The 21,376-nt window shown below is 40.2% G+C and carries 21 protein-coding genes and 1 pseudogene; 16 read left to right on the plus strand and 6 right to left on the minus strand.

What is annotated here, in order from left to right; translation table 11 throughout:
* Nucleotides 1–70: 70 nt before the first annotated feature.
* Entirely contained in the window at nucleotides 71–1,030 is a 960-nt protein-coding gene (locus CSV76_RS00290) for an NAD(P)H-dependent flavin oxidoreductase (protein ID WP_085428519.1), read from the plus strand.
* A 12-nt stretch (nucleotides 1,031–1,042) separates the two neighbouring features.
* On the plus strand, nucleotides 1,043–1,321 hold the full coding sequence (locus CSV76_RS00295; protein ID WP_085428520.1) for a UPF0223 family protein: 279 nt from the start codon (nucleotides 1,043–1,045) through the stop codon (nucleotides 1,319–1,321).
* 444 nt (nucleotides 1,322–1,765) lie between these two features.
* On the opposite strand, the gene CSV76_RS00300 is transcribed toward CSV76_RS00295, so the two are convergent.
* The gene (locus tag CSV76_RS00300; protein ID WP_099624596.1) at nucleotides 1,766–2,395 is read right to left on the minus strand and encodes a YktB family protein; all 630 of its coding nucleotides are present in this window, start codon (nucleotides 2,393–2,395) and stop codon (nucleotides 1,766–1,768) included.
* A 160-nt stretch (nucleotides 2,396–2,555) separates the two neighbouring features.
* On the opposite strand from CSV76_RS00300, the gene CSV76_RS00305 reads away from it, so the two are divergent.
* Both CSV76_RS00305 and CSV76_RS00310 read left to right on the plus strand, forming a co-directional pair.
* Nucleotides 2,556–2,756, plus strand: coding sequence for a hypothetical protein (locus tag CSV76_RS00305; protein ID WP_085428521.1), 201 nt, complete (start codon nucleotides 2,556–2,558; stop codon nucleotides 2,754–2,756).
* Between the two features lie 153 nt (nucleotides 2,757–2,909).
* Complete coding sequence (locus CSV76_RS00310; protein WP_085428522.1) at nucleotides 2,910–3,701, plus strand: inositol monophosphatase family protein; 792 nt, start codon at nucleotides 2,910–2,912, stop codon at nucleotides 3,699–3,701.
* A gap of 55 nt (nucleotides 3,702–3,756) precedes the next feature.
* On the opposite strand, the gene CSV76_RS00315 is transcribed toward CSV76_RS00310, so the two are convergent.
* Nucleotides 3,757–3,942, minus strand: a complete 186-nt coding sequence (locus tag CSV76_RS00315) for a YlaF family protein (RefSeq protein ID WP_085428523.1) — start codon at nucleotides 3,940–3,942, stop codon at nucleotides 3,757–3,759.
* Between the two features lie 100 nt (nucleotides 3,943–4,042).
* On the opposite strand from CSV76_RS00315, the gene typA reads away from it, so the two are divergent.
* Nucleotides 4,043–5,884, plus strand: coding sequence for a translational GTPase TypA (typA, locus tag CSV76_RS00320; RefSeq protein WP_085428524.1), 1,842 nt, complete (start codon nucleotides 4,043–4,045; stop codon nucleotides 5,882–5,884).
* A gap of 24 nt (nucleotides 5,885–5,908) precedes the next feature.
* The gene (locus CSV76_RS00325) at nucleotides 5,909–6,244 is read left to right on the plus strand and encodes a YlaH-like family protein (RefSeq protein ID WP_335696111.1); all 336 of its coding nucleotides are present in this window, start codon (nucleotides 5,909–5,911) and stop codon (nucleotides 6,242–6,244) included.
* Between the two features lie 18 nt (nucleotides 6,245–6,262).
* Here CSV76_RS00325 and CSV76_RS00330 read toward each other — a convergent pair whose 3' ends face one another.
* Together CSV76_RS00330 and CSV76_RS00335 are read right to left on the minus strand one after the other, a co-directional pair.
* Nucleotides 6,263–6,466 (minus strand): YlaI family protein, encoded by a 204-nt coding sequence (locus tag CSV76_RS00330; RefSeq protein ID WP_085428526.1) that lies wholly within the window; start codon nucleotides 6,464–6,466, stop codon nucleotides 6,263–6,265.
* A 13-nt stretch (nucleotides 6,467–6,479) separates the two neighbouring features.
* Nucleotides 6,480–6,977 carry a hypothetical protein gene (locus CSV76_RS00335; RefSeq protein ID WP_085428527.1) on the minus strand — a complete coding sequence of 166 codons (498 nt, stop codon included), beginning with the start codon at nucleotides 6,975–6,977 and terminating at the stop codon, nucleotides 6,480–6,482.
* Nucleotides 6,978–7,154: 177 nt separating this feature from the next.
* Between CSV76_RS00335 and CSV76_RS00340 the strand changes: the two genes are divergently transcribed.
* From CSV76_RS00340 to CSV76_RS00350, 3 genes and pseudogenes are all read left to right on the plus strand, one after another.
* Nucleotides 7,155–7,436 carry an Fpa/YlaN family protein gene (locus tag CSV76_RS00340; RefSeq protein ID WP_085428528.1) on the plus strand — a complete coding sequence of 94 codons (282 nt, stop codon included), beginning with the start codon at nucleotides 7,155–7,157 and terminating at the stop codon, nucleotides 7,434–7,436.
* A 75-nt stretch (nucleotides 7,437–7,511) separates the two neighbouring features.
* A complete protein-coding gene (locus CSV76_RS00345; RefSeq protein ID WP_335696130.1) occupies nucleotides 7,512–8,672 on the plus strand; it encodes an FtsW/RodA/SpoVE family cell cycle protein in 1,161 nt (386 codons plus the stop codon).
* 14 nt (nucleotides 8,673–8,686) lie between these two features.
* A pseudogene (locus CSV76_RS00350) lies at nucleotides 8,687–12,134 on the plus strand (pyruvate carboxylase).
* A gap of 102 nt (nucleotides 12,135–12,236) precedes the next feature.
* On the opposite strand, the gene CSV76_RS00355 reads toward CSV76_RS00350, so the two are convergent.
* Nucleotides 12,237–13,181, minus strand: coding sequence for a COX15/CtaA family protein (locus tag CSV76_RS00355; protein ID WP_085428531.1), 945 nt, complete (start codon nucleotides 13,179–13,181; stop codon nucleotides 12,237–12,239).
* 375 nt (nucleotides 13,182–13,556) lie between these two features.
* On the opposite strand from CSV76_RS00355, the gene cyoE reads away from it, so the two are divergent.
* The 7 genes from cyoE (at nucleotide 13,557) to CSV76_RS00390 (ending at nucleotide 20,162) form a co-directional block, all read left to right on the plus strand.
* On the plus strand, nucleotides 13,557–14,474 hold the full coding sequence (gene cyoE, locus CSV76_RS00360) for a heme o synthase (RefSeq protein ID WP_099624455.1): 918 nt from the start codon (nucleotides 13,557–13,559) through the stop codon (nucleotides 14,472–14,474).
* 102 nt (nucleotides 14,475–14,576) lie between these two features.
* Nucleotides 14,577–15,644 carry a cytochrome c oxidase subunit II gene (gene coxB / locus CSV76_RS00365; protein ID WP_099624456.1) on the plus strand — a complete coding sequence of 356 codons (1,068 nt, stop codon included), beginning with the start codon at nucleotides 14,577–14,579 and terminating at the stop codon, nucleotides 15,642–15,644.
* A 33-nt stretch (nucleotides 15,645–15,677) separates the two neighbouring features.
* A complete protein-coding gene (locus CSV76_RS00370; protein ID WP_085428534.1) occupies nucleotides 15,678–17,555 on the plus strand; it encodes a cytochrome c oxidase subunit I in 1,878 nt (625 codons plus the stop codon).
* Nucleotides 17,555–18,181 carry a cytochrome (ubi)quinol oxidase subunit III gene (locus CSV76_RS00375; RefSeq protein ID WP_085428535.1) on the plus strand — a complete coding sequence of 209 codons (627 nt, stop codon included), beginning with the start codon at nucleotides 17,555–17,557 and terminating at the stop codon, nucleotides 18,179–18,181. The genes CSV76_RS00370 and CSV76_RS00375 overlap by 1 nt, the downstream gene beginning before the upstream one ends.
* The gene (locus CSV76_RS00380) at nucleotides 18,181–18,528 is read left to right on the plus strand and encodes a cytochrome C oxidase subunit IV family protein (protein WP_085428536.1); all 348 of its coding nucleotides are present in this window, start codon (nucleotides 18,181–18,183) and stop codon (nucleotides 18,526–18,528) included. Before CSV76_RS00375 ends, CSV76_RS00380 begins: the two co-directional genes overlap by 1 nt.
* A gap of 223 nt (nucleotides 18,529–18,751) precedes the next feature.
* Complete coding sequence (gene ctaG / locus CSV76_RS00385) at nucleotides 18,752–19,675, plus strand: cytochrome c oxidase assembly factor CtaG (protein ID WP_085428538.1); 924 nt, start codon at nucleotides 18,752–18,754, stop codon at nucleotides 19,673–19,675.
* Nucleotides 19,676–19,700: 25 nt separating this feature from the next.
* A complete protein-coding gene (locus CSV76_RS00390) occupies nucleotides 19,701–20,162 on the plus strand; it encodes a DUF420 domain-containing protein (RefSeq protein WP_099624457.1) in 462 nt (153 codons plus the stop codon).
* Nucleotides 20,163–20,284: 122 nt separating this feature from the next.
* Here the strand turns inward: CSV76_RS00390 and ytvI are convergent, their stop codons facing one another.
* Nucleotides 20,285–21,340, minus strand: a complete 1,056-nt coding sequence (gene ytvI / locus CSV76_RS00395; protein ID WP_099624458.1) for a sporulation integral membrane protein YtvI — start codon at nucleotides 21,338–21,340, stop codon at nucleotides 20,285–20,287.
* Nucleotides 21,341–21,376: the final 36 nt, after the last annotated feature.

Raw genomic sequence — 21,376 nt, forward strand, 5'->3', positions numbered from 1 at the left:
TTTAACAGCCCATGGGAATATTTTTTCTCATGGGCTATTTTCATATTTTGGATTAAATGGAGGTGTTGTCATGTGGAAAACTAGAGTGACAGAACTATTTGGAATTCAATACCCGATTGTGCAAGGTGGTCTTGCGTATTTAGCGTATGCAGATCTTGCAGCTGCGGTTTCTGAAGCAGGAGGTCTTGGTCAAATAACAGCAATGAGTTTGCCATCTCCCGAAGCATTGAAAGAAGAAATCCGCCGTGTACGTCAAAAAACAACTAAACCATTCAGTGTGAATTTTGCCATTGGTAATCATGGAAGATCATATGAAGCGATGGTGGAAGCGGCACTAGAAGAAGATATTAATATTATCTCGGTTACGGGTGGGAATCCCGCACCTTTATTTGAAATGTTAAAAGGAACTGACGTCAAGAAACTAGTGCTAGTAGCAGCCAGAAGACAAGCGCAAAAGGCTGAAGAAATTGGAGCTGACGCTGTCATAGCAGTTGGGCAAGAAGGCGGGGGACATTTAGGTCGTGATGATATTGGCACGATGGTATTAATTCCGAGGATTGTAGATTCAGTCAGTATACCAGTAATAGGGTCAGGCGGCATTGGTGATGGGCGAGGCTGGATGGCAGCTCAAGCACTCGGAGCAGAGGGAATAGAGATGGGTACACGTTTTATTGCGACGAAAGAATGTGTCGACGCGTCACCTGCTTATATAGAATCCCTTTTAGCGAGTAGCGAGCAAGATACAACGATCATTAAACGTACAATCGGTGCGCCTGCACGTGCATTATCGAATGAATGGACTAAAAAGATTCTGCAGCTAGAAGCAGAAAACGCTGGTTATGAAGGATTAAAAACATATATTAGCGGTGAAGCCAATTGTAAGTTTATTCACGAAGGTTCGGAAGATCAAGGTTTCGGCTGGGGTGGCCAAGTAACCGGTATGATCGATGATGTACCTAGCGTAGCTGAATTGTTTGAACGAATGAAAAACGAAGCGACATCCATACGAGAAAAATGGAGTATCAGATAAGGAGAGAAATAGATGGCAGGTTATCAATATCCGCTACGCGCGGAATGGTCGACAGAAGAAATTGTAAAGGTGATCGACTTTTTCACCAAAGTAGAGCAAGCATACGAATCAACAATCGAGCGAGACGAATTCATGAGGTATTACCGTGGCTTTAAAAGTGTAGTGCCATCCATGGCAGAAGAAAAAACGCTGTGCAAAGAATTCGAGGAAAGTAGTAGCTATGTAGCATTCCGCGTAGTAAAAGCAGCAAAAGAAAGTCAGCCAGGGGAACTACTCAAGGTGAAAAAATAACAAAATCGCACTTATAGTGAGCAGTCCTCACGAGTAATTACTATGTACACGATGGATTGAAAATGAGAGAAACGTAAAAAAGTACATTTTGAATAGTCACTAGTCTTGGAGTTGTTTTAGAAGTCATTATTTTAAATGGCTATCTAGGACAGCTTCTTTTTTGGGTTTCAGTGGGTAGATAAAGGATGACGATAGAAAAGTGACGGCTAAGAGTGTTGAGTAGGGATTTGTGCTCCTAACGCTTCGCTTTTACTCGCAAAAGCCGTTCTCCGTAACGGCTCTTCCCGCGGACCCATGGAAAAGCGTCCCCCCAACTGGAGCTTCCATCCCTCCTACTCACAAACTCACTTACTACTTCGAAGTCTTTGACTTTGAACTTTCACTCATATAAAAAAGATGCCCACTATAACTTCAGGGGCATCTCTAATTTACTGTAATATTTTTTCAATCAAAAGAATGAATAACTACATCATAAACAGGCAATAACTTCGTGAACGTATCTTCTGCATACTCGTAAAATTGCTCCTCATTTAGCTTTGCCGCTTCTTCTTGTGGTAGATGGCGACCAACTAAAAACTCTGCCTTTTTCACCGTTTGCAGACGATCCAATAACTTCTCAAGGCCTTCTTTACCTACTTCGCTAATACGCTCGGCATCAGGTTTCATGTGATCTCCTGATACCACAAAATCATCAGGTAAAGAAGTTAGTACGTTCAAGTTCTTTTCTAAACGTTCAGCAATCCCTTTTTTATCAGGATTTTCATAAATAATTGCAAGCACGATGAATAAATGAGTGCCCCATAAGCCAATCTGAAAGTGAGGTAACGCTTTATAACCTCTCTTAGCAGGAGCGAATGCCACCCAGCTATCTCGTGGCGGATTTACAGTTCGTCTTGCGTGTTTTGCAACATGTGGAAAAAACTCACCCGTACCGTGTGCGGAAAGGCGGTGTGCAAAATGATTTCCTAAATCTTTGAACTTAGGTTGTATCTTTTCTTGCAAAGCTTTCATGCGATTATCCAAGCCATCAATGGTAAAAACATCGAAATCATTTGATGACCAATAAGACTGAATCAAGAAAATCTCCTCCAGTTTGTAGTGACTACGTTTATCTTATCAGTAAACGGGGAATAATTTAAAATAACAAGGCTTCTAACCAATAGGAGTCGGAATTTTCGCATATCTTATTATAAGACGGTTAGAGTCAAATATTAACTTAAAAGGGGTGCTACTTATGAAACAGGTCGTTCATTTTATCCGAAAAGAAGATGTTGAGAGAGAATATGTGAGAACTTTACAATTGGAATTGGATTATGAATTAGCTACTCTATACGATGCCCTGCAAGATCAAGACACGGTTCAAGTTGATAAAAGTAAACTAAGGTTAAGTGAAATTCACAACGAATTGGAGACGCTGAATGTTTTCTCGATGTAAGTATGACTTATGCAAAAGACATCCCCATTTACTTCAGATTTGAAGAAAATGTGACGGGGTGTCTTTTTACTTAATACCCTGTAACCGTTATCTCTTTTGTTCCGTTACCTCTGTGTTATACTAGCACTAGTCGGAATGGGAAGAGGTGGCAGAATGAATCTTAATGCGATAGATCGATATGCAAAATCGTTAATCAAAGAGGCTGGCCACAAAATACGAGTGTCTTTTTTTAGTACAATTGACATCGATTCAAAGGCAGACGCTAATGATTTGGTTACCAATATCGATAGGGAAGTGGAAAGCTTTTTTATTGAACGGGTAAGACAAGATTTTCCGGAGCATAAAATGGTTTCAGAAGAGGGATTTGGAGATAAGATTTCTTCGCTTGACGGAGTAGTCTGGTTCTTGGATCCAATTGACGGAACGATGAATTTTATCCATCAAAGAAGAAACTTTGCGATTTCATTGGGGATTTATGTAGACGGCGTGGGGATGCTGGGCTACATATATGATGTAATGCGGGATGAGTTATACCATGCGGCGAAAGATGAGGGGGCTTATTTTAATGATGAGCGACTTCCGCAGCTGGAAATCACACCACTTGAAGAAGCAATTATTGGTATCAATGCTAGTTGGGTTGCGCCAAATGAACGAGTGGAAAATGAAAAAATAATCGAACTTATCACTCGTTGTCGTGGAACGCGATCATACGGTTCAGCGGCGATTGAGCTAGCATATGTATCATCTGGAAGAATTGACGCGTATATATCTATGCGACTAGCGCCTTGGGATATTGCTGGAGGGATCGTCATTGCACAAGAAGTAGGAGCTGTGGCGACGAATTTAGAGGGCGAAAACCCACATCTTCTTGGATCTGACACATTTATTGTCACACGTCCAGGATTGCATGAGGAGATTTTATCGAAATACATCCGACTAAAATAAAAAAGGGGCTGTTTGTTAAACCTAAGTGGTTTAATGTACAGTCCCTTTAAGCTGTTTAAAGCGTGCCTTCCCTACGCATACGTGCTTTTGTTTTGAATCCGTTACCCATTATTAAAATTAGAGCGACAATGGCCAGAATGACAACTAGTATGCTACGCATACCTACTCCGACACCTATTGCAGACATGGAAAGTACGGCGCCCAGTGAATAAATTACGAAAATCCACTTAATGTCTTTCAAAAAAATCCCTCCATATAATTTAAAATGTTATTTAATTGAACTATCTTGTGCTATAATAACACAGTTGAACATCTGAAATAAAGATAAACGGAGTGAAAAAATGACAAACGAACGTACTGATCTTAGAAATATTGCAATTATTGCCCACGTAGACCATGGTAAAACGACATTAGTCGATCAATTACTTAAACAATCCGGTATTTTCCGTTCGAACGAGCACGTTGATGACCGCGCAATGGACTCAAACGAATTAGAGCGTGAGCGAGGAATTACGATTCTAGCTAAAAACACGGCTATTGAATATAATGACACAAAAATCAACATCTTGGATACACCAGGTCACGCTGACTTTGGTGGCGAAGTAGAACGAATCTTGCGCATGGTTGATGGCGTAATTTTAGTTGTTGACGCATTCGAAGGCTGTATGCCACAAACTCGTTTCGTATTGAAAAAAGCTTTGGAAACAAACTTGAAGCCAATTGTTGTTGTAAATAAAATTGACCGTGAGTTTGCAAGACCAGAAGAAGTAGTAGACGAAGTACTTGAATTATTCATTGAGCTTGATGCAAATGATGAGCAATTGGAATTCCCAGTTGTTTATGCTTCAGGATTCAACGGTACAGCAAGTCTTTCTCCTGATCCTGAAACACAAGAAGACACATTACGTGTTCTTTATGAGTCAATTCTTAAAAACATTCCATCACCAATCGACAATCGTGACGAACCACTTCAGTTCCAAGTATCACTACTTGATTACAACGACTATGTTGGTCGTATCGGAATCGGTCGTATTTTCCGTGGAACGATGAAAGTTGGAGAGTCAGTTGCTGTTCTTAAGCGTGATGGTTCTGTAAAGACTTTGCGTGTAACAAAATTATACGGATTCATGGGCTTGAAAAGAGTCGAAGTACAAGAAGCATATTCTGGTGACTTGGTAGCTGTTTCTGGAATGGGCGATATTGATGTCGGCGAGACAGTATGTCCAACTGATCATCAAGAAGCACTTCCTGAGCTTCATATTGATGAGCCGACACTGCAAATGCGTTTCCTAGTGAACAACAGTCCATTCGCAGGCCGCGAAGGTAAATGGGTAACGGCACGTAAGATTCAAGAACGTTTGGATCAACAGCTTGAGACTGATGTTTCATTGCGAGTAGAACCAACAGATTCTCCGGACGAATGGATTGTATCTGGACGTGGAGAACTTCACTTGTCTATTCTCATTGAAAACATGCGTCGTGAAGGATTCGAACTTCAAGTGTCCAAACCTCAAGTAATCATCCGTGAAATCGATGGTAAGCGTAGCGAGCCTTATGAGCGCGTTCAAATTGATGTACCGGAAGAACACACTGGATCTATCATCGAATCTATCGGTGAGCGTAAAGGTGAAATGTTGGATATGATCAATAACGGTAACGGACAAGTGCGTTTAATCTTCTTGGTACCGGCTCGTGGATTGATTGGTTACACTACAGATTTCCTTACGTTAACACGTGGATATGGAATCCTGAACCACACGTTTGATAGCTATAAGCCAGTCACTACAGGTAAAATCGGTGGCAGACGTCACGGTGTTCTAGTTTCAATGGAGAACGGTACTGTAACGGGTTACGGTGTAATGCAATTAGAAGACCGCGGAACTATGTTTGTAGAAACAGGAGCGGAAATCTATGCAGGTATGGTAGTTGGAGAAAGTAATCGTGATAGCGACTTGACAATCAACTTAACGAAAATCAAGCACGCTACTAACGTTCGTTCTGCTACGAAAGACCAAACAGTTACAACGAAAAAACCACGTATTTTATCGCTTGAAGAAGCACTACAATACATTGGTGATGACGAGTACTGTGAAGTTACACCACAAACAATTCGTTTGCGCAAGAAAGTTCTCGATAAGAGTGAACGCGAACGTGTAAACAAAAAGAAAAAACTTGGCGAATAATATAAATAGAAGGGGATGTATGAAATGAGAGTAGAGGATTCAGAAATGGTCTATAATCGAATGTCGGGCACTGCGCGCATGATCTATGAATTTGCGCCGAGTTTCTCGGCTGCCGGCTATATTCTGTTCGCCCTCGTTTTCATCATGTCTGCTATTGTGTATAAGCTTGGATTTGCGAGAAAGATCAGTTTTTGGCAGAACTTTATCATATATGCATTCCTATTTATAGGATGCTTAATATTGACATTTTTAGCCTTCTTCCTTCCTATCGTGGAAGGACTGTTCGTAGCTGCTGCCATTCTCATTATCTATCGAGTTCGTCGCATGAATGAACACAAAAAAGACTCCGTTACTCAGTAACGGAGTCTTTTTATATGATTAAAAATCTTTTTCTGTAAGATGTGAGCTGCGATAAAAAACAAAGTTACCGGTTGCAATTCGTTTCTCTGTCAAATCGCTAATCCGCTCCCTGCAAGTAGGGCACATATACGTATGAATAGGCCGATTTCTCAGTTTCTTAGCAAGTGGATTATCATCTTCTAAATGATCGATTTCGTCACAAAGGACACATTTAACGCGCATTCGATCCTCTCCTTCAATCCACTTGGATCGCTTGAACATGACGGATCGGAGAATCTTCATTCGAACCGTCTTTAAACAGTACATGTACAGGACCATCTTCTCGAAGAGGTTTACCTTTATGACTGAATTTGAATATAATGTTGGCTGCTTCCTCAAGTGGATACGTGTATTTATCATCTTCCGTAATAAGCGTAAATGTTGTAGCGTTTGCTGATGGAACCGCATTGTGTATGAATGGTTTTAATATAATACCAAAGCTACTAGATAACATTTTATCTTTTTCATAACGCTTTTCACTTTTTAATGTAGGTGGTTGAATGGCACCTTCCATAATCTCTCTAGACCAGTGTTTACCCATTTTCTCTTTATACTCTTCCATTTCATCTTTCTCGACAAATTCCTCAGTGAAGAATTCATCCAGATCGATACGTCGATCATCAAATATCCAAACAGTTGGATCCAGTGTGATTGCATGTTTTACATTTCCGGTAATCGGTATAATAAGTTCCAAAATACTTCCCCCTCATTCCATAGTCACTAGAGTAAGTATACCTTTTCATAGAAGAAGTGAAAAGGATTTCATTTCAGTTCATATTTTTCATTGGGTAACACTTGCATTTTGCAAGAGCAAAAGATACAATTTAATCATTAACACCTTGCGGGAATAATGAATAATGGGGGCGTCTCCATGGATATAGAAGTTCAAGATACGTATAAAGAACAAGCCATGAAACAATTGCAAATTGATGCGGATAAAATTGCAAAACTGATCAAAGTTCAAATGGATAATTTAACGATGCCGCAATGCCCACTATATGAGGAAGTGCTTGATACGCAAATGTACGGGTTATCCCGTGAGATTGATTTTGCTGTAAAGCTTGGTTTAGTCGAACAAGACAAAGGCCGTGAAATAATCTCTGTACTGGAAAAAGAGTTAAATATCTTACATGAACTGTATACAAATAAATAAATGGAAGACTCAAACTACTCCAACGGTTTGAGTTTTTTATTTAGGACGATGAGGTACTAACAAATGAAGACTTATATGAATCGAATTTTACGCAATTTTGACTATCCATTATTTATCGTATACTTGCTGCTCTGTGTATTTGGATTGATTATGATTTACAGTGCAAGTATAGTCTGGGCGGTAAATATCTATAATTATGAACCATCGCACTTCTTTATAAAACAGTTGAAGAACCTGGCCTTAGCAATTCCAGCGTTCCTTATGGTCTCAATTATACCGTACCGACATTATAGGAATAAAAAGTTCCTTTACGGCACGCTAATATTGATGTTTAGCTTATTGATCCTAGTAAAGTTCATCGGCTTCGGCGGTGACACAGTAGGTGCAAAGAGCTGGATTACTATGCCATTTGGACTTGGTAACTTACAGCCGACAGAAATAGCGAAAATTGCTTTTATCGTTTATTTTTCTGGAGTATTTGCAAATAAATACTACGCAGGCACATTGGATGAAATCAGAACTACAATTTTTCCGACATTCTCTGTTTTAACCGCATCTTTGCTATTAGTGTTGCTAGAACCAGACTTTGGTGCGACTATGATTTTGTTCTTGGTAGCTATATCCGTAATTATGGCAAGCGGCATGAAAGTAAAAAATTACTTGATCATCAGTCGTTTCTTTGCATTATTAGGTGTGTTGATCGGTATTGTGTTGTGGATTAAGTGGGAAACAGTCATGACTGCTTCACGCATGGGGCGTTTTTTAGCCTTTACAGATCCCTTTGAATACATACAAGGTTCAGGCTTACAAATAGTCAATGGATACATTGCAATCGGTGCTGGAGGGCTTAAAGGAGTAGGCTTAGGAAACAGTATTCAGAAACTTGGCTATTTACCTGAGCCACATACTGATGTTATCATGGCAGTAATCTCTGAAGAAACTGGAATACTTGGAACGACACTTGTTCTAGGGGGACTCTTTTTCATTGTGATGAGAGCGTTTTCTGTTGCACTGCGTACAAAAGACGCACATGCAAGAATGCTCGCAGCTGGTGTTGGTAGTTTAATTGCTATTCAAACACTAGTGAACTTAGGAGGATTGACAGGATTGATTCCGTTAACAGGTGTTACGTTGCCATTTATTAGTTATGGTGGTACATCGGTTGTATTCTTGTCGATTGCGCTTGGCATACTGATGAACGTTTCGATGTTTGTGAAGTATGAGAGATCAGAATAGAGGGGATGGATTTGTTGGTGGAGAGAAGAGAGATCAAGAAAGTACTAGTCGCGAATCGCGGCGAGATTGCAATTCGTGTATTTCGAGCATGTACAGAATTAGGCATTGCTACAGTAGGTATTTATTCAGCAGAAGACCGTGCATCTCTACATCGTTACAAGTCCGATCAGTCATTTTTAATAGGTGAGGGTAAGAAACCTATCGATGCATACTTGGATATTGAAGGGATTATCGACATCGCCAAGAAAGCAAATGTCGATGCAATTCATCCAGGCTATGGTTTTTTAGCAGAGAATGCCCAGTTCGCTGCACGTCTAGAAGAAGAAGGGATTATCTTTATTGGCCCGACATCCAGACATTTAGAAATGTTTGGCGATAAAGTAAAAGCTAGAGAGCAAGCAATATTAGCTGACATCCCGGTTATCCCAGGTAGTGATGGACCAGTTACTTCAGTTGAAGAGGTTGCTAGTTTTGGTGAGCAGCATGGCTATCCTATTATTATTAAAGCTTCTTTAGGCGGCGGGGGACGCGGTATGCGTATCGTCCAATCACCAGAAGAAGTACAAGAAGCGTTTAATCGCGCGAAATCCGAAGCGAAATCTGCGTTTGGCTCGGATGAGGTGTATGTAGAGAAATATATTACGAAACCTAAACACATAGAAGTACAAATACTAGGTGATACATATGGGGAAATTGTCCATTTGTACGAACGTGACTGTTCAATTCAGCGCCGCCACCAAAAGGTAGTGGAAATTGCTCCTTCCATTTCACTTACGGAAGAATTACGGCATGCAATTTGCGATGCAGCTGTTAAACTATCAAAAAATATATCGTATATTAACGCGGGTACAGTAGAATTTTTAGTAGCTGATGATTCCTTCTATTTCATCGAAGTCAATCCACGGATTCAAGTGGAGCATACAATTACTGAAATGATTACGGGAATTGATATCGTTCAATCACAGATTATGATTGCTGCAGGAGAGTCTCTTCATTCTGAAAAGGTTAACATTCCAGTACAACAGGATATTCCGTTATTTGGTTACGCAATACAGTCCCGTGTCACGACGGAAGATCCGTTAAATGATTTCATGCCGGATACAGGCAAAGTAATGGTCTATCGTTCAAGTGGCGGATTCGGTGTTCGCTTGGATACGGGTAATGCGTACCAAGGATCTGTTATCAGTCCTTACTATGATTCGCTGTTAGTAAAAGTTTCAACTTGGGGACAGACATTTGGGGATGCTGCAAGCAAAATGCACAGAAATTTGAAGGAATTCAGAATACGTGGAATTAAAACAAATATTCCTTTCCTGGAAAATGTAGTGTGCCATGAAAACTTCCTATCAGGCGAGTACAACACAAGCTTTATCGATGAAACGCCTGAGTTATTTGCATTTGCCAAGAAACAAGATAGAGGAACGAAAATGTTATCTTATCTTGGAAATGTCACTATTAATGGATTCCCTGGTATTGATGATGCGACACGTCCAGTTCTCCATCCAGTACGTATCCCTAAAATCGATTACAGTGCGCCAGTACAAAAGGGAACGAAACAAATTTTAGATGAGCAAGGTGCAGATGGATTAGTCAAATGGGTGTTGGAGCAAGACGATGTACTATTGACAGATACTACGTTCCGCGATGCGCATCAGTCTTTGTTGGCTACGCGTATGAGAACGAAAGAGTTAACACAAATTGCAACGGAAAGTGCGCATCTATTACCTGATCTCTTCTCATTTGAGATGTGGGGTGGCGCGACATTCGATGTAGCGTACCGTTTCTTAAAAGAAAGCCCGTGGGATCGACTGGAGAAATTACGTGAGCAAGTTCCTAATGTGTTGTTCCAGATGCTATTCAGAGGGGCCAATGCCGTTGGTTATACAAACTACCCCCGATAACGTCATTCGTGAATTCATAAAAGAATCGGCTTCATCAGGTATTGATGTATTCCGAATATTCGACAGCTTGAATTGGATCAAAGGCATGGAAGTCGCAATTGATGAAGCACGTTCGACAGGAAAGATTGCAGAAGCAACGATTTGTTATACAGGTGATATTCTGGACGACAACCGTGCCAAATATACGGTCAACTACTACAAAGAGATGGCCAAAGAGCTCGAAGCAGTCGGTGCTCATATATTGGCAATCAAAGACATGGCAGGATTGTTGAAGCCTGAAGCGGCTTATCGTCTAGTGTCAGAATTGAAAGCGTCAACAAGTCTGCCAATTCATTTGCATACGCATGATACGAGCGGTAACGGTATTTATATGTATGCTAAAGCAATTGATGCTGGTGTCGACATTGTCGATACAGCAATTGGGTCCATGGCGGGTATGACGTCACAACCATCTGCCAATTCACTTGCTTACGCCATGCAAAATAATAAACGACATGTTCGTGCAAATACAGAGTCATTAGAAAAACTGTCGCACTACTGGGAAGATGTACGAAAATACTACAAACCGTTTGAGAGTGGTATGAACAGTCCGCATTCAGAGATCTATGTACATGAAATGCCAGGGGGACAATATTCAAATCTACAACAACAGTCTAAAGCCGTTGGACTGGGAGAACGCTGGGAAGAAGTGAAGAAAATGTACTCCCGCGTGAACTTCCTCTTTGGAGACATTGTCAAAGTAACACCTTCATCCAAAGTAGTAGGGGATATGGCGTTGTTCATGGTGCAAAATGAATTGGATGAGCATACGGTTATTGAAAAGGGACAAACAATTGATTTCCCTGAATCTGTTATTGAGTTCTTCGAAGGTTCAATCGGTCAACCGTATGGCGGCTTCCCTAAAGAGTTGCAGGAAGTAATATTGAAAGGTCGCAAAGCCATCACTGTTCGTCCCGGTGAGTTATTGGCGCCGGTGAACTTCCAAGACGTACTTAAGAAGCTAACGGAGAAAATGGGCAAACCAGCTACTATGCATGATGCGCTAGCTTACGTCTTGTATCCGAAAGTGTTTGATGAGTACATCGAAACGAGAAAACAGTTTGGTGATGTTTCCGTCATCAATACTCCTGAATTCTTATACGGTTTACGTTTAGGTGAAGAAATCGAAATCGAGATTGAGTTCGGGAAAACCCTTATCGTCAAACTAGTATCAATTGGTGAGCCAAATCCGGACGGAACACGGGTGCTATACTTTGAGTTGAACGGTCAGTCACGTGAAATTATCATTCAAGATTTCCAAGTGGAAACAAAAGATGAGGCGAAACAAAAGGCTGATCCTACAAATGAGTCCCATATTGCAGCTACGATGCCTGGAACTGTTTTGCAAGTTGCGGTTTCGTTAGGTGCGAGAGTAAAACGTGGGGAACACTTACTGATTACAGAGGCTATGAAAATGGAAACAACAATTCAAGCTCCTTTTGCAGGTGTTGTTAAAGCCATATATGCAGGCCCCGGAGATTCTATATCAACAGGAGACTTGCTAATTGAATTAGAACACTAAAAAAACAGCTTCCACACGCCTTCAGGGCAGTGGAAGCTGTTTTCTGTCATAAGTATACAAAAAGCGTGCAACGGCCGCCAAACAGCTGTTGCACACCTCTTGTTACTTCTTCAAACGACTTCGTGAAACGAGTAGGACTAGATAAGTTAACAAACCGAATAATAAAGTGACGAACAAGGAGTGTAGTAAAGCAAAATAGAGATTCAACTTCGTCAGTACAACTATCATTCCAGTTGTGGCTTGTGCAAGTACTAAGGCGAATGCTGAGATCCATCCCCAGTATAGAACACGCTGATTCTTGTAATGCTTTATTGCTTGAATAGCGATAAAACCAATCCATATAACTATCATGGCGGCAGCCAAACGATGGCCCATCTGAATCCATTCGTACATGTTGTTAGGTAAGCTAAATTCGTTATTGCGGCATAGTGGCCAATCAGAACAGATCAGACCAGAATCCGTATGACGAACAAGTGCGCCAGTGTAAATTACAATGTATGAATAAATCGTTACGCCAATTGTGTGGAAGCGCATTGAATTATCTATACGTAATTTATCTGAATCAAATTTTTGATCCACTTCAAATACCAATAATGTCAGCAGGAATACTGCTGCAAATGAGATAAGCGATATACCGAAGTGAAGCGCAAGTATAAAGTCACCTTGACCCCATAAAACTTGTGCTGCTCCTATCAATGCTTGTAAAACCAAGAAAAATATTGCCATGAATGCCAAGAACTTTGTTTCACGGACATGACCAAGTGCTTTCCACGACCATACAGCTAAGATGACGATGAAAATACCTACTGCACCAGTTACTAAACGGTGCGAGAACTCGATTAATACTTCTGCTGTGATGTCATCCGGAATAAGTTGTCCATTACATCCCGGCCAATGTCTTCCGCACCCCATGCCGCTGTCGGTTTTCGTAACGAGAGCTCCACCAAGTAAAATCGCAAGCATTCCGATCGTGGAAGCTACTCCAAACCACTTTAAAAATCTGTTGTATCGCAAGTATGAAACACCTTCTTCTATTGAATTGACCATAAAAAGGTCGATTTACAGTAAATTTTGCCCGGTAAACAGAAATAATTATCTGGAAACATATGAGTGAATCTCGTGGAATTCTGTTGAATCAGGGCAGCTATTGCAAGCTTTATGATAACGAAAAACTCTTGGAAACACAATGCATGTACGTAATAAACCACTGATGTATAAGGCTTTTCACAAATTGTTCATAAAATAGTCTCTTTAACTTCACAAATGGGAGTCAGAAATGCTTTACTATATAGGAGGTGAAGGTCAAAGACACAAAGGTTGCACGAAACCGCTATAAATTGAGAAATGGTCTAGAAATTGCGGACGTTTTTCGATATAGTAGGTGATAGGGTCTTTGCTGAAAACTTTGAAAGGAGGGTTATTATGTCAAACGGTCGAACGCTTTCGACAGTTGCAGATCCAAAAGTAGAGACAATCACCTTATGGAAAGACTTTTTGGCGCTGATCAAAATTGGTATTGTCAATTCGAATTTGATCACCACGTTCACCGGTCTTTTTTTGGCATTTCAATTCACCGGTAAAAGTTTTCTCCACAATTTTGATCTACTGGTATTTGCGATTTTAGGTACTGGATTGATCATCGCATCGTCAGGTGCTATGAATAACTTGATTGATCGCGATATTGATCCCGTTATGTCGAGAACGAAGTCGAGACCGACAGTAACAGGTAGATTTAAAGCTCCCGCTGTGATGACGTTAGCCGTTACATTTCTAGTGGTAGGAGAAGTGTTATTATTCTCTGCATCATCTATGGCTGGTTGGCTAGGCATCCTGGGTGTATTCGCTTACGTTGTTTTGTACTCCATGTGGTCGAAACGTAGGCATGTAAGCAATACTGTAGTAGGAAGTCTTTCAGGAGCAATACCACCCCTTATCGGATGGGCAGCTGTTGATCCTACACTGCCAATGGGAGCGTGGGCATTGTTTTTAATCATGTTCATATGGCAACCACCGCATTTCTATGCGTTGGCTATGCGCAGAACAGAAGAGTATCGGGCAGCTAACATTCCGATGCTACCTGTAGTAAAAGGATTTGAGCGGACGAAAAAGTCCATGCTTATGTGGGTACTACTGTTGTTCCCATTGCCTTTCTTGTTATCGGAGCTCGGTACTGCGTTTATAGTTTTTGCAACACTGTTGAATGTCGGGTGGCTTTATCTAGCGCTGAAAGGATTTAAAGCCAAAGAAGATTTGAAGTGGGCAACCGGGATGTTTGTTTATTCTTTGAATTACATGACAATCTTGTTTGTATCTATGATTATCTTCTCAATATTCATCTAACGTATCGGAATTCTTTCTTTAAAACAGGAATTCATCATAAAGAGGCATTCAGTCCTCCATAGTAGAAAAACATTTTTTTAGAAAGAGAGGTATTAGTTAGCGATGATTAAAGGACTCAAAAAGTGGCGTCTCTTTTCTTTACTAGCGGTTTTTGCTGTGTTCATGGCAGGTTGTGGTAATGAAGAAATTTCAACCTTCCAACCGGCTGGACAAGTCGCTAATGACCAGTTCAAATTGTTGCTATTAGCATCAGGCATCATGTTACTGGTTATCATTGTAGTAGTAATTATTTACACTGTTGCATTATTCCGCTTCAGACGTTCCAAATTGGGTGAAGATCATATACCAGAGCAAGTAGAAGGAAGTCACACACTTGAACTGATTTGGACATTCATTCCAATCGTATTACTTCTTATCCTTGCAATTCCTACTGTTCACTACACGTATAAATTAGGTGATGTGCAAGCAATGGGAGCAGTTGATGATGATGGTAATGCGGAAAACTTGGTAGTAGACGTTACAGCGAAATTATATTGGTGGGAGTTTGAGTATCCTGATCTAGGAATTGTTACGGCTCAGGAACTAGTAGTACCTACTGATGAAAAAGTTTATTTCAACTTGATTGCAGCAGACGTAAAGCACTCATTCTGGATACCGTCAGTTGGCGGTAAGTTAGACACGAACGTTGAGAACGTGAATAAATTCTATCTATCATTTGAGAAAGAATCTGAAGGCTTGAAAGACGGCGTTTTCTACGGGAAATGTGCTGAGCTATGTGGACCTTCTCACGCGTTGATGGACTTTAAAGTAAAAACATTACCGAGAGACCAATTTGATAGTTGGGTTGCAGCTATGCAAGAAACAGCAGAGAAACCTGTTGTTGCAAATGCTGACGGCGAAGAAGTCTTCTCTCAAAGCTGTATCGGGTGTCACGCAGTTTCCGGTGTAGGTGAGTCTGGTGCACAAGGACCTAACTTGACATCATTTGGTGATCGCAATCGTGTAGCAGGATACCTTAAACACGATGAAAAAGAATTAAAAGAGTGGATTCGAGATACACAGAAATACAAGCCAGGCAACACAATGCCTTCATTCAGTAAAGATCAAATTTCTGATGAAGAATTGGATGCATTAGCTGAATACTTAATGGGCTTAAAAGTCGCAAAATAATTTTCAAACGGAAATTGAATAGGAGGTAACACAGTGAGTTCAGTTGCTCAAAAAAGTGGCTTTGGCGCAACGCTATGGGATTGGCTGACAACAGTCGACCATAAGAAGATCGGAATTCTGTATCTCCTCGGGGGATTATTCTTCTTCGTTCTTGGTGGTATTGAAGCGATGATCATTCGTCTTCAGTTGATGACACCAAACAACGATCTCGTAAGCGCAGGGCTTTTTAATGACTTGATTACAATGCACGGAACGACCATGATTTTCTTGGCAGCCATGCCGATTCTCTTTGGTTTTATGAACGCTATTATGCCGCTTCAGATTGGGGCACGTGACGTAGCGTTCCCATTCATTAACTCATTAGGTTTTTGGATGTTCGTATTTGGTGGTTTATTCCTAAATATTTCTTGGTTGTTTGGTGAGGTTCCAGATGCTGGATGGACATCTTATGCATCGTTATCACTTCACTCGCCAGGACATGGTGTGGACTTCTATGCCATTGGTTTACAAATCGCGGGTGGTGGTACGTTGATGGCGGGGATTAACTTCCTTGTTACGATCATCAACATGCGTGCGCCAGGTATGACGTACATGCGTATGCCACTATTCACTTGGACAACATTTGTTGCATCTGCAATGATCTTGTTCGCATTCCCTCCATTGACAGTTGGATTGTTCTTCTTAACATTCGATCGAATGTTTAGTGGTAATTTCTTCGACCATACAATGGGCGGAAACACAATTATCTGGGAGCATATTTTCTGGATATTCGGTCACCCTGAAGTATATATCTTGATTTTACCGGCATTCGGTATTTTCTCAGAAATATTCTCTGTATTCTCACGGAAGCGTCTTTTCGGTTATACAGCGATGGTATTCGCTACAGTATTAATCGGTTTCCTAGGATTCATGGTATGGGCTCACCACATGTTTACAGTTGGTCTTGGGCCAACAGCGAACGCAATCTTCGCAGTTGCGACGATGGCAATTGCTGTACCTACAGGTGTTAAAATCTTTAACTGGTTGCTCACCATTTGGGGCGGTAGCATTAAAGTTACAGTACCAATGCTTTACTCTTTAGCGTTTATTCCTTCATTCGTAATGGGTGGAGTAACAGGCGTTATGCAAGGGGCAGCACCACTTGACTATCAGTTACACGATTCTTATTTCATCGTAGCTCACTTCCACTACGTTATCGTTGGTGGAGTAGTACTAGCTATTTTTGCGGCACTTCACTATTGGTGGCCAAAAATGTTCGGTACAATGCTAAGTGAATTCTTAGGTAAAATTACATTTGTATTCTTCTTTGTCGGATTCCACATGACATTCCTAATTCAACATTGGTTAGGTTTCTGGGGAATGCCACGTCGAGTGTGGACATTTATGGACGGACAAGGCTGGAATATTGCAAACATGGTAAGTACAATCGGTGCGCTCTTGATGGCAATTGGATTCACAGTAATGGTAATAAATATCATTATGACAACTGTTAAAAATGAGCGCGTTGGAAATGACCCTTGGGGTGACGGACGTACACTTGAGTGGGCGATCCCATCTCCACCACCTTTCTATAACTTCCCTGCAACTCCATTAGTTCGTGGTTTGGATACTCTATGGATTGAGAAAATGGAAGGTAGTAAGGAAATGATTACACCGGCTGAACCTATTACGGATATTCACATGCCGCATGGTTCAATTATTCCAATGTTGATGTCTCTAGGACTCTTCATTGCTGGATTCGGTGCAATGTTCCACCAAGAAACATCTTGGGGACTTCCAGTGTTAATCTTTGGTCTTGCATTTACATTTGTTGCAATGGCAACTCGTTCATTGAAAGATGATCTTGGTTACTATGTAACAAAAGAGCAAATCCTTCAGGATCAAGAGAATATGAAAAGGGGGCGTAACTAATGGATTTGAATACAAAATTCACCCCTGAAACGTGGCCCGCTCATCCTGAGAGAGCTACTTTGGAAGCAAAGAATAAATTTGTTGGTTTTTGGCTTTTCCTTGGTGGAGAGACAATCCTTTTCGCTACGTTGTTCGCAACATATATGGCACTGAAAAACAAAGGTCCTAGTGGCTTTGGTTTCACAACACAAGAGCTATACACATTACCTTTAGTATTTGTTATGACGATGTTGCTTTTGACATCATCACTAACAAGTGTGTATGCAATGTATCATTTGAAGAGTTTCAACTTCAAAAAAATGCAGCTATGGTTAGGTATTACAGCATTATTAGGACTAGGATTCTTAATGTTGGAAGTGTATGAGTTCTCTCATTACGTTCAAGAAGGATTTACGTTCAGTAATAGTGCATTCAGTTCTGCGTTCTATACTTTAGTAGGAACACACGGCTTCCACGTTGCAGTTGGTTTAGTATGGATCACATTGTTGATCTTCCGTAACTCTAAGCGTGGATTGAACTTGTATAATGCAACTAAATATTATACATTTTCACTTTACTGGCACTTCATTGACGTAGTTTGGGTATTCATCTTTACTGTAGTCTACTTGATGGGAGTGGTCGGTTGATGTCAGAAGTTCAAATGATTAAAAGATCTCCTGCTGAACAGTCACTGTCTCAACGTCGTGCAAAAGAATCAATGCGCAGTCAAGTTGCGATGTTTGCTCTGATGATTTTCTTAACACTTGTATCATTTTCCATGGTGTTTGCTCATCTAAATGACGTTGCTGGTTTCTCAAAATTCTTTATCATTCCAACATTATTCCTCTTTGCAGCTGTACAAGTTGGTCTTCAACTTTACTACTTCATGCATATGAATGAAAAAGGACATGGCATTCCACAAATGTTTATGTTTACAGGTGCTTTGCTAGGATTCTTAATCCCACTTACATTTGTAACTATCGTTTGGTGGTAAGCAATAGAAAGAGCTTATGGATTCTTCCATAAGCTCTTTTTTCATTCGCTTTTAGATGAAATTGTCAAAGTTCGTACATTGAGTTATCGTTTATAAGCTCGTATAATAGGCATAGGAAAGAACTTCGTCAACTTTGTGCTTTGATGCTGAGTGTGTTGCGAATATCCCAGCACTACATACAGAGTAGATTCAGCGAATTGATTATAAAAGGAGAGTGATTGTTTTGCCGTTAAGTATTTTTGGTTTTAGGGCTTTGTGGAGTCCTTATTTCTTAATAGCCATTGCACTTGGAATCGTTTTATATTATCTGATAACCGTTAAATGGCGCGATCGTTTCGAAGGGTCACAGCCGTTAAAGAAACACCAAGCTGTTTATTTTTTATCTTCCATGGTGTTGCTCTATATTGTCAAAGGTTCTCCAATGGATTTAATTGGTCATATTTTATTTTCGGTCCATATGGCTCAAATGGCTTTATTGCTTTTAGTCGTAGCACCGTTCTTCATTATCGGTATACCGAACTGGATATGGGAAAAGCTTCTATCCTTCAAGTTTTTCAGAAAAGTATTCATGCTATTGACTAAACCGCTTATTAGTTTGTTAGTATTTACATTTATGTTCTCGATGTATCACTATCCACTGATCTTGGACCAAGTGAAGTTAAGTTTGCCGTTACACACTATTTTCACCATCACACTTTTCTTCTCTGCTATTTGTCTCTGGTGGCCTGTAGTCAATACGGTAAAAGGACAGCCACAATTACACGGCTTGAAAAAAATTGGTTATGTCATATTGAGTGCTTTGCTCATTACACCTGCCTGTTCGTTGATCATCTTTGTCGACGTACCCGTTTACGAAACATACAGCAGTGGTGAAGCGTGGCTTCAAGCTATGGCATTATGTGTGCCAAGTGGAACTCTAGCTGGACTATCAGGCCTTGGCATCTCGGGACCTGAGCTGTTCACAAATATGCCTACGTTATACGATCAGCAATTAGGCGGTATCCTGATGAAAGTCATCCAGGAACTCGTTTATGTAGTTGTTATCGGCCGCATTTTCTTAAGCTGGTCACAGTATGAAAGAGATAATGCGGAAGAAATTACTAGACAAGATTTACTCAAACGCCAGAATTTGACGATGCATGGCTGATTGAGCAAAAAGGAGTTAGTGTAGGATGGGACTACCACTATTACCGACGATCAGCACATTTTTCATCATCTTATCTGCTATTTTGGTTGCGTTTGGTTGGAATTTGATCCGACAAAGAAAGATAGAAGCGCATCAAAAAACGATGATCGCAGCCGCTGTGTCTGCAGTTCTGTTCTTTATTATTTATATCTCTAGAACTGTATTTATAGGCAACACTGCTTTTGGTGGACCTGAAGAGTTGAAAATTTATTACACAGTGTTTTTAATATTCCACATCGTACTAGCAACGACAGGGGCCGTCTTTGGAGTTATTACGATCAATGCAGGCTTGAAGAACAATCTTGCACGCCATCGTAAAATCGGTCCTGTTACAAGTATCATCTGGTTCTTCACGGCCATTACAGGAGTCGCTGTGTACTTGTTGCTGTATGTCTTTTACAAAGGCGGAGAAACTACTTCGATGTTTAAAGCAATTCTCGGATTTTAATAAAGTTCTAAGGCTGAAGTCGAATTACATATAAATGTGTTTGACTTCAGTCTTTTATCTAGGAACATTATAGCTGTACAACCCAAAAAGGGATATCTCGATTGAGATATCCCTTTTTGGGATTAAATTTTGAAATTCAGTTTGATAATACCTGCTTCTCTTGCTGTATTGAAGAGAATGACAAGCAATGGTCCAATGAAGAAGCCAAGAAATCCGATAAGCTTTAAACCGATAAACATCGCAATCAAAGTAGGTAATGGAGACAATCCGATTTGTGAACCCATTACTTTCGGTTCGATTGTTCGTCTGATGACTAAGAGAATAACAGCTAATATCGCCAATTTTGTACCCATTGCAATATCGCCTGAAACATATTGATAGATCGACCAAGGGGCGAGAATAATAATGGAACCGAGTATCGGAATGATATCGATAATCCAAATAACTAAAGCCATAACTACTGCATATTTGGGAATAATTAGCAACAATCCGATAAAGGAAACGACTAGAATGATTACACTAACTAGTAATTGCGCTTTAACAAAGCCTAATATGACATATTGTAATCTGTTCATCATATAGTGGACCTTTTCTGCGGTAGCATCTGTTAAGTGAAAATAGAAAGTCTTTTTCAAGTTAGGTAATTCCAACATGAATAAGAATAGGGCAATCATAAACACGATAAAACTAACAAGGAAATTAGGGATATCGGAAATCAAAGCCAAAATCCGGTCATAGCTCAAAAGTGTAATAATTGAAATACGTATCGATTCAATTATTTCATTAAATTCATTTTCCAGCATCGCCAGTATATCTTCCGGCATGCCGACGGTGTACTGAAACAATTTGCTTTGCGTGTTAATCCATACACTTGAGAGGGAATTTAAATAATTTGGAATCTCTTTTGTGAAATAAACTATTTTACCGATGAGCGTGGTAACCGTATAGTAAAGTAGAAAAACACTGATTCCAACAAATACAATAAAATTCACAATCACAGAAACTTTACGTTTCCACTTAAATCGCATTTCCACCCATTTAACGAGAGGATCTAAAAATATAGCGGTCAACAACGCTAAAATGATAGGGATGGAAACGGGTAAAATAAAGAATATGATAACTAATAATACGATAATACTGAACACAATCATGATATTTCGTTTTGTCAGCAATTTCAAAAGTGATCGTCCTCCACATAGATACTGTTTTTATTA

The organism is Sporosarcina sp. P17b, from assembly GCF_002743115.1.
Taxonomy (GTDB): domain Bacteria; phylum Bacillota; class Bacilli; order Bacillales_A; family Planococcaceae; genus Sporosarcina; species Sporosarcina ureae_C.

What these genes read in the sequence shown, in the direction of transcription:
- CSV76_RS00345 (WP_335696130.1), top strand. Translation starts at nt 7,512, where the DNA reads ATGAATCGAATTTTACGCAATTTTGACTATCCATTATTTATCGTATAC.
- CSV76_RS00330 (WP_085428526.1), bottom strand. Translation starts at nt 6,466, where the DNA reads ATGCGCGTTAAATGTGTCCTTTGTGACGAAATCGATCATTTAGAAGAT.
- CSV76_RS00290 (WP_085428519.1), top strand. Translation starts at nt 71, where the DNA reads ATGTGGAAAACTAGAGTGACAGAACTATTTGGAATTCAATACCCGATT.
- typA (WP_085428524.1), top strand. Translation starts at nt 4,043, where the DNA reads ATGACAAACGAACGTACTGATCTTAGAAATATTGCAATTATTGCCCAC.
- CSV76_RS00340 (WP_085428528.1), top strand. Translation starts at nt 7,155, where the DNA reads ATGGATATAGAAGTTCAAGATACGTATAAAGAACAAGCCATGAAACAA.
- CSV76_RS00305 (WP_085428521.1), top strand. Translation starts at nt 2,556, where the DNA reads ATGAAACAGGTCGTTCATTTTATCCGAAAAGAAGATGTTGAGAGAGAA.
- CSV76_RS00355 (WP_085428531.1), bottom strand. Translation starts at nt 13,181, where the DNA reads ATGGTCAATTCAATAGAAGAAGGTGTTTCATACTTGCGATACAACAGA.
- CSV76_RS00380 (WP_085428536.1), top strand. Translation starts at nt 18,181, where the DNA reads ATGTCAGAAGTTCAAATGATTAAAAGATCTCCTGCTGAACAGTCACTG.
- CSV76_RS00325 (WP_335696111.1), top strand. Translation starts at nt 5,909, where the DNA reads ATGAGAGTAGAGGATTCAGAAATGGTCTATAATCGAATGTCGGGCACT.
- CSV76_RS00310 (WP_085428522.1), top strand. Translation starts at nt 2,910, where the DNA reads ATGAATCTTAATGCGATAGATCGATATGCAAAATCGTTAATCAAAGAG.
- CSV76_RS00295 (WP_085428520.1), top strand. Translation starts at nt 1,043, where the DNA reads ATGGCAGGTTATCAATATCCGCTACGCGCGGAATGGTCGACAGAAGAA.
- CSV76_RS00375 (WP_085428535.1), top strand. Translation starts at nt 17,555, where the DNA reads ATGGATTTGAATACAAAATTCACCCCTGAAACGTGGCCCGCTCATCCT.
- cyoE (WP_099624455.1), top strand. Translation starts at nt 13,557, where the DNA reads ATGTCAAACGGTCGAACGCTTTCGACAGTTGCAGATCCAAAAGTAGAG.
- CSV76_RS00390 (WP_099624457.1), top strand. Translation starts at nt 19,701, where the DNA reads ATGGGACTACCACTATTACCGACGATCAGCACATTTTTCATCATCTTA.
- coxB (WP_099624456.1), top strand. Translation starts at nt 14,577, where the DNA reads ATGATTAAAGGACTCAAAAAGTGGCGTCTCTTTTCTTTACTAGCGGTT.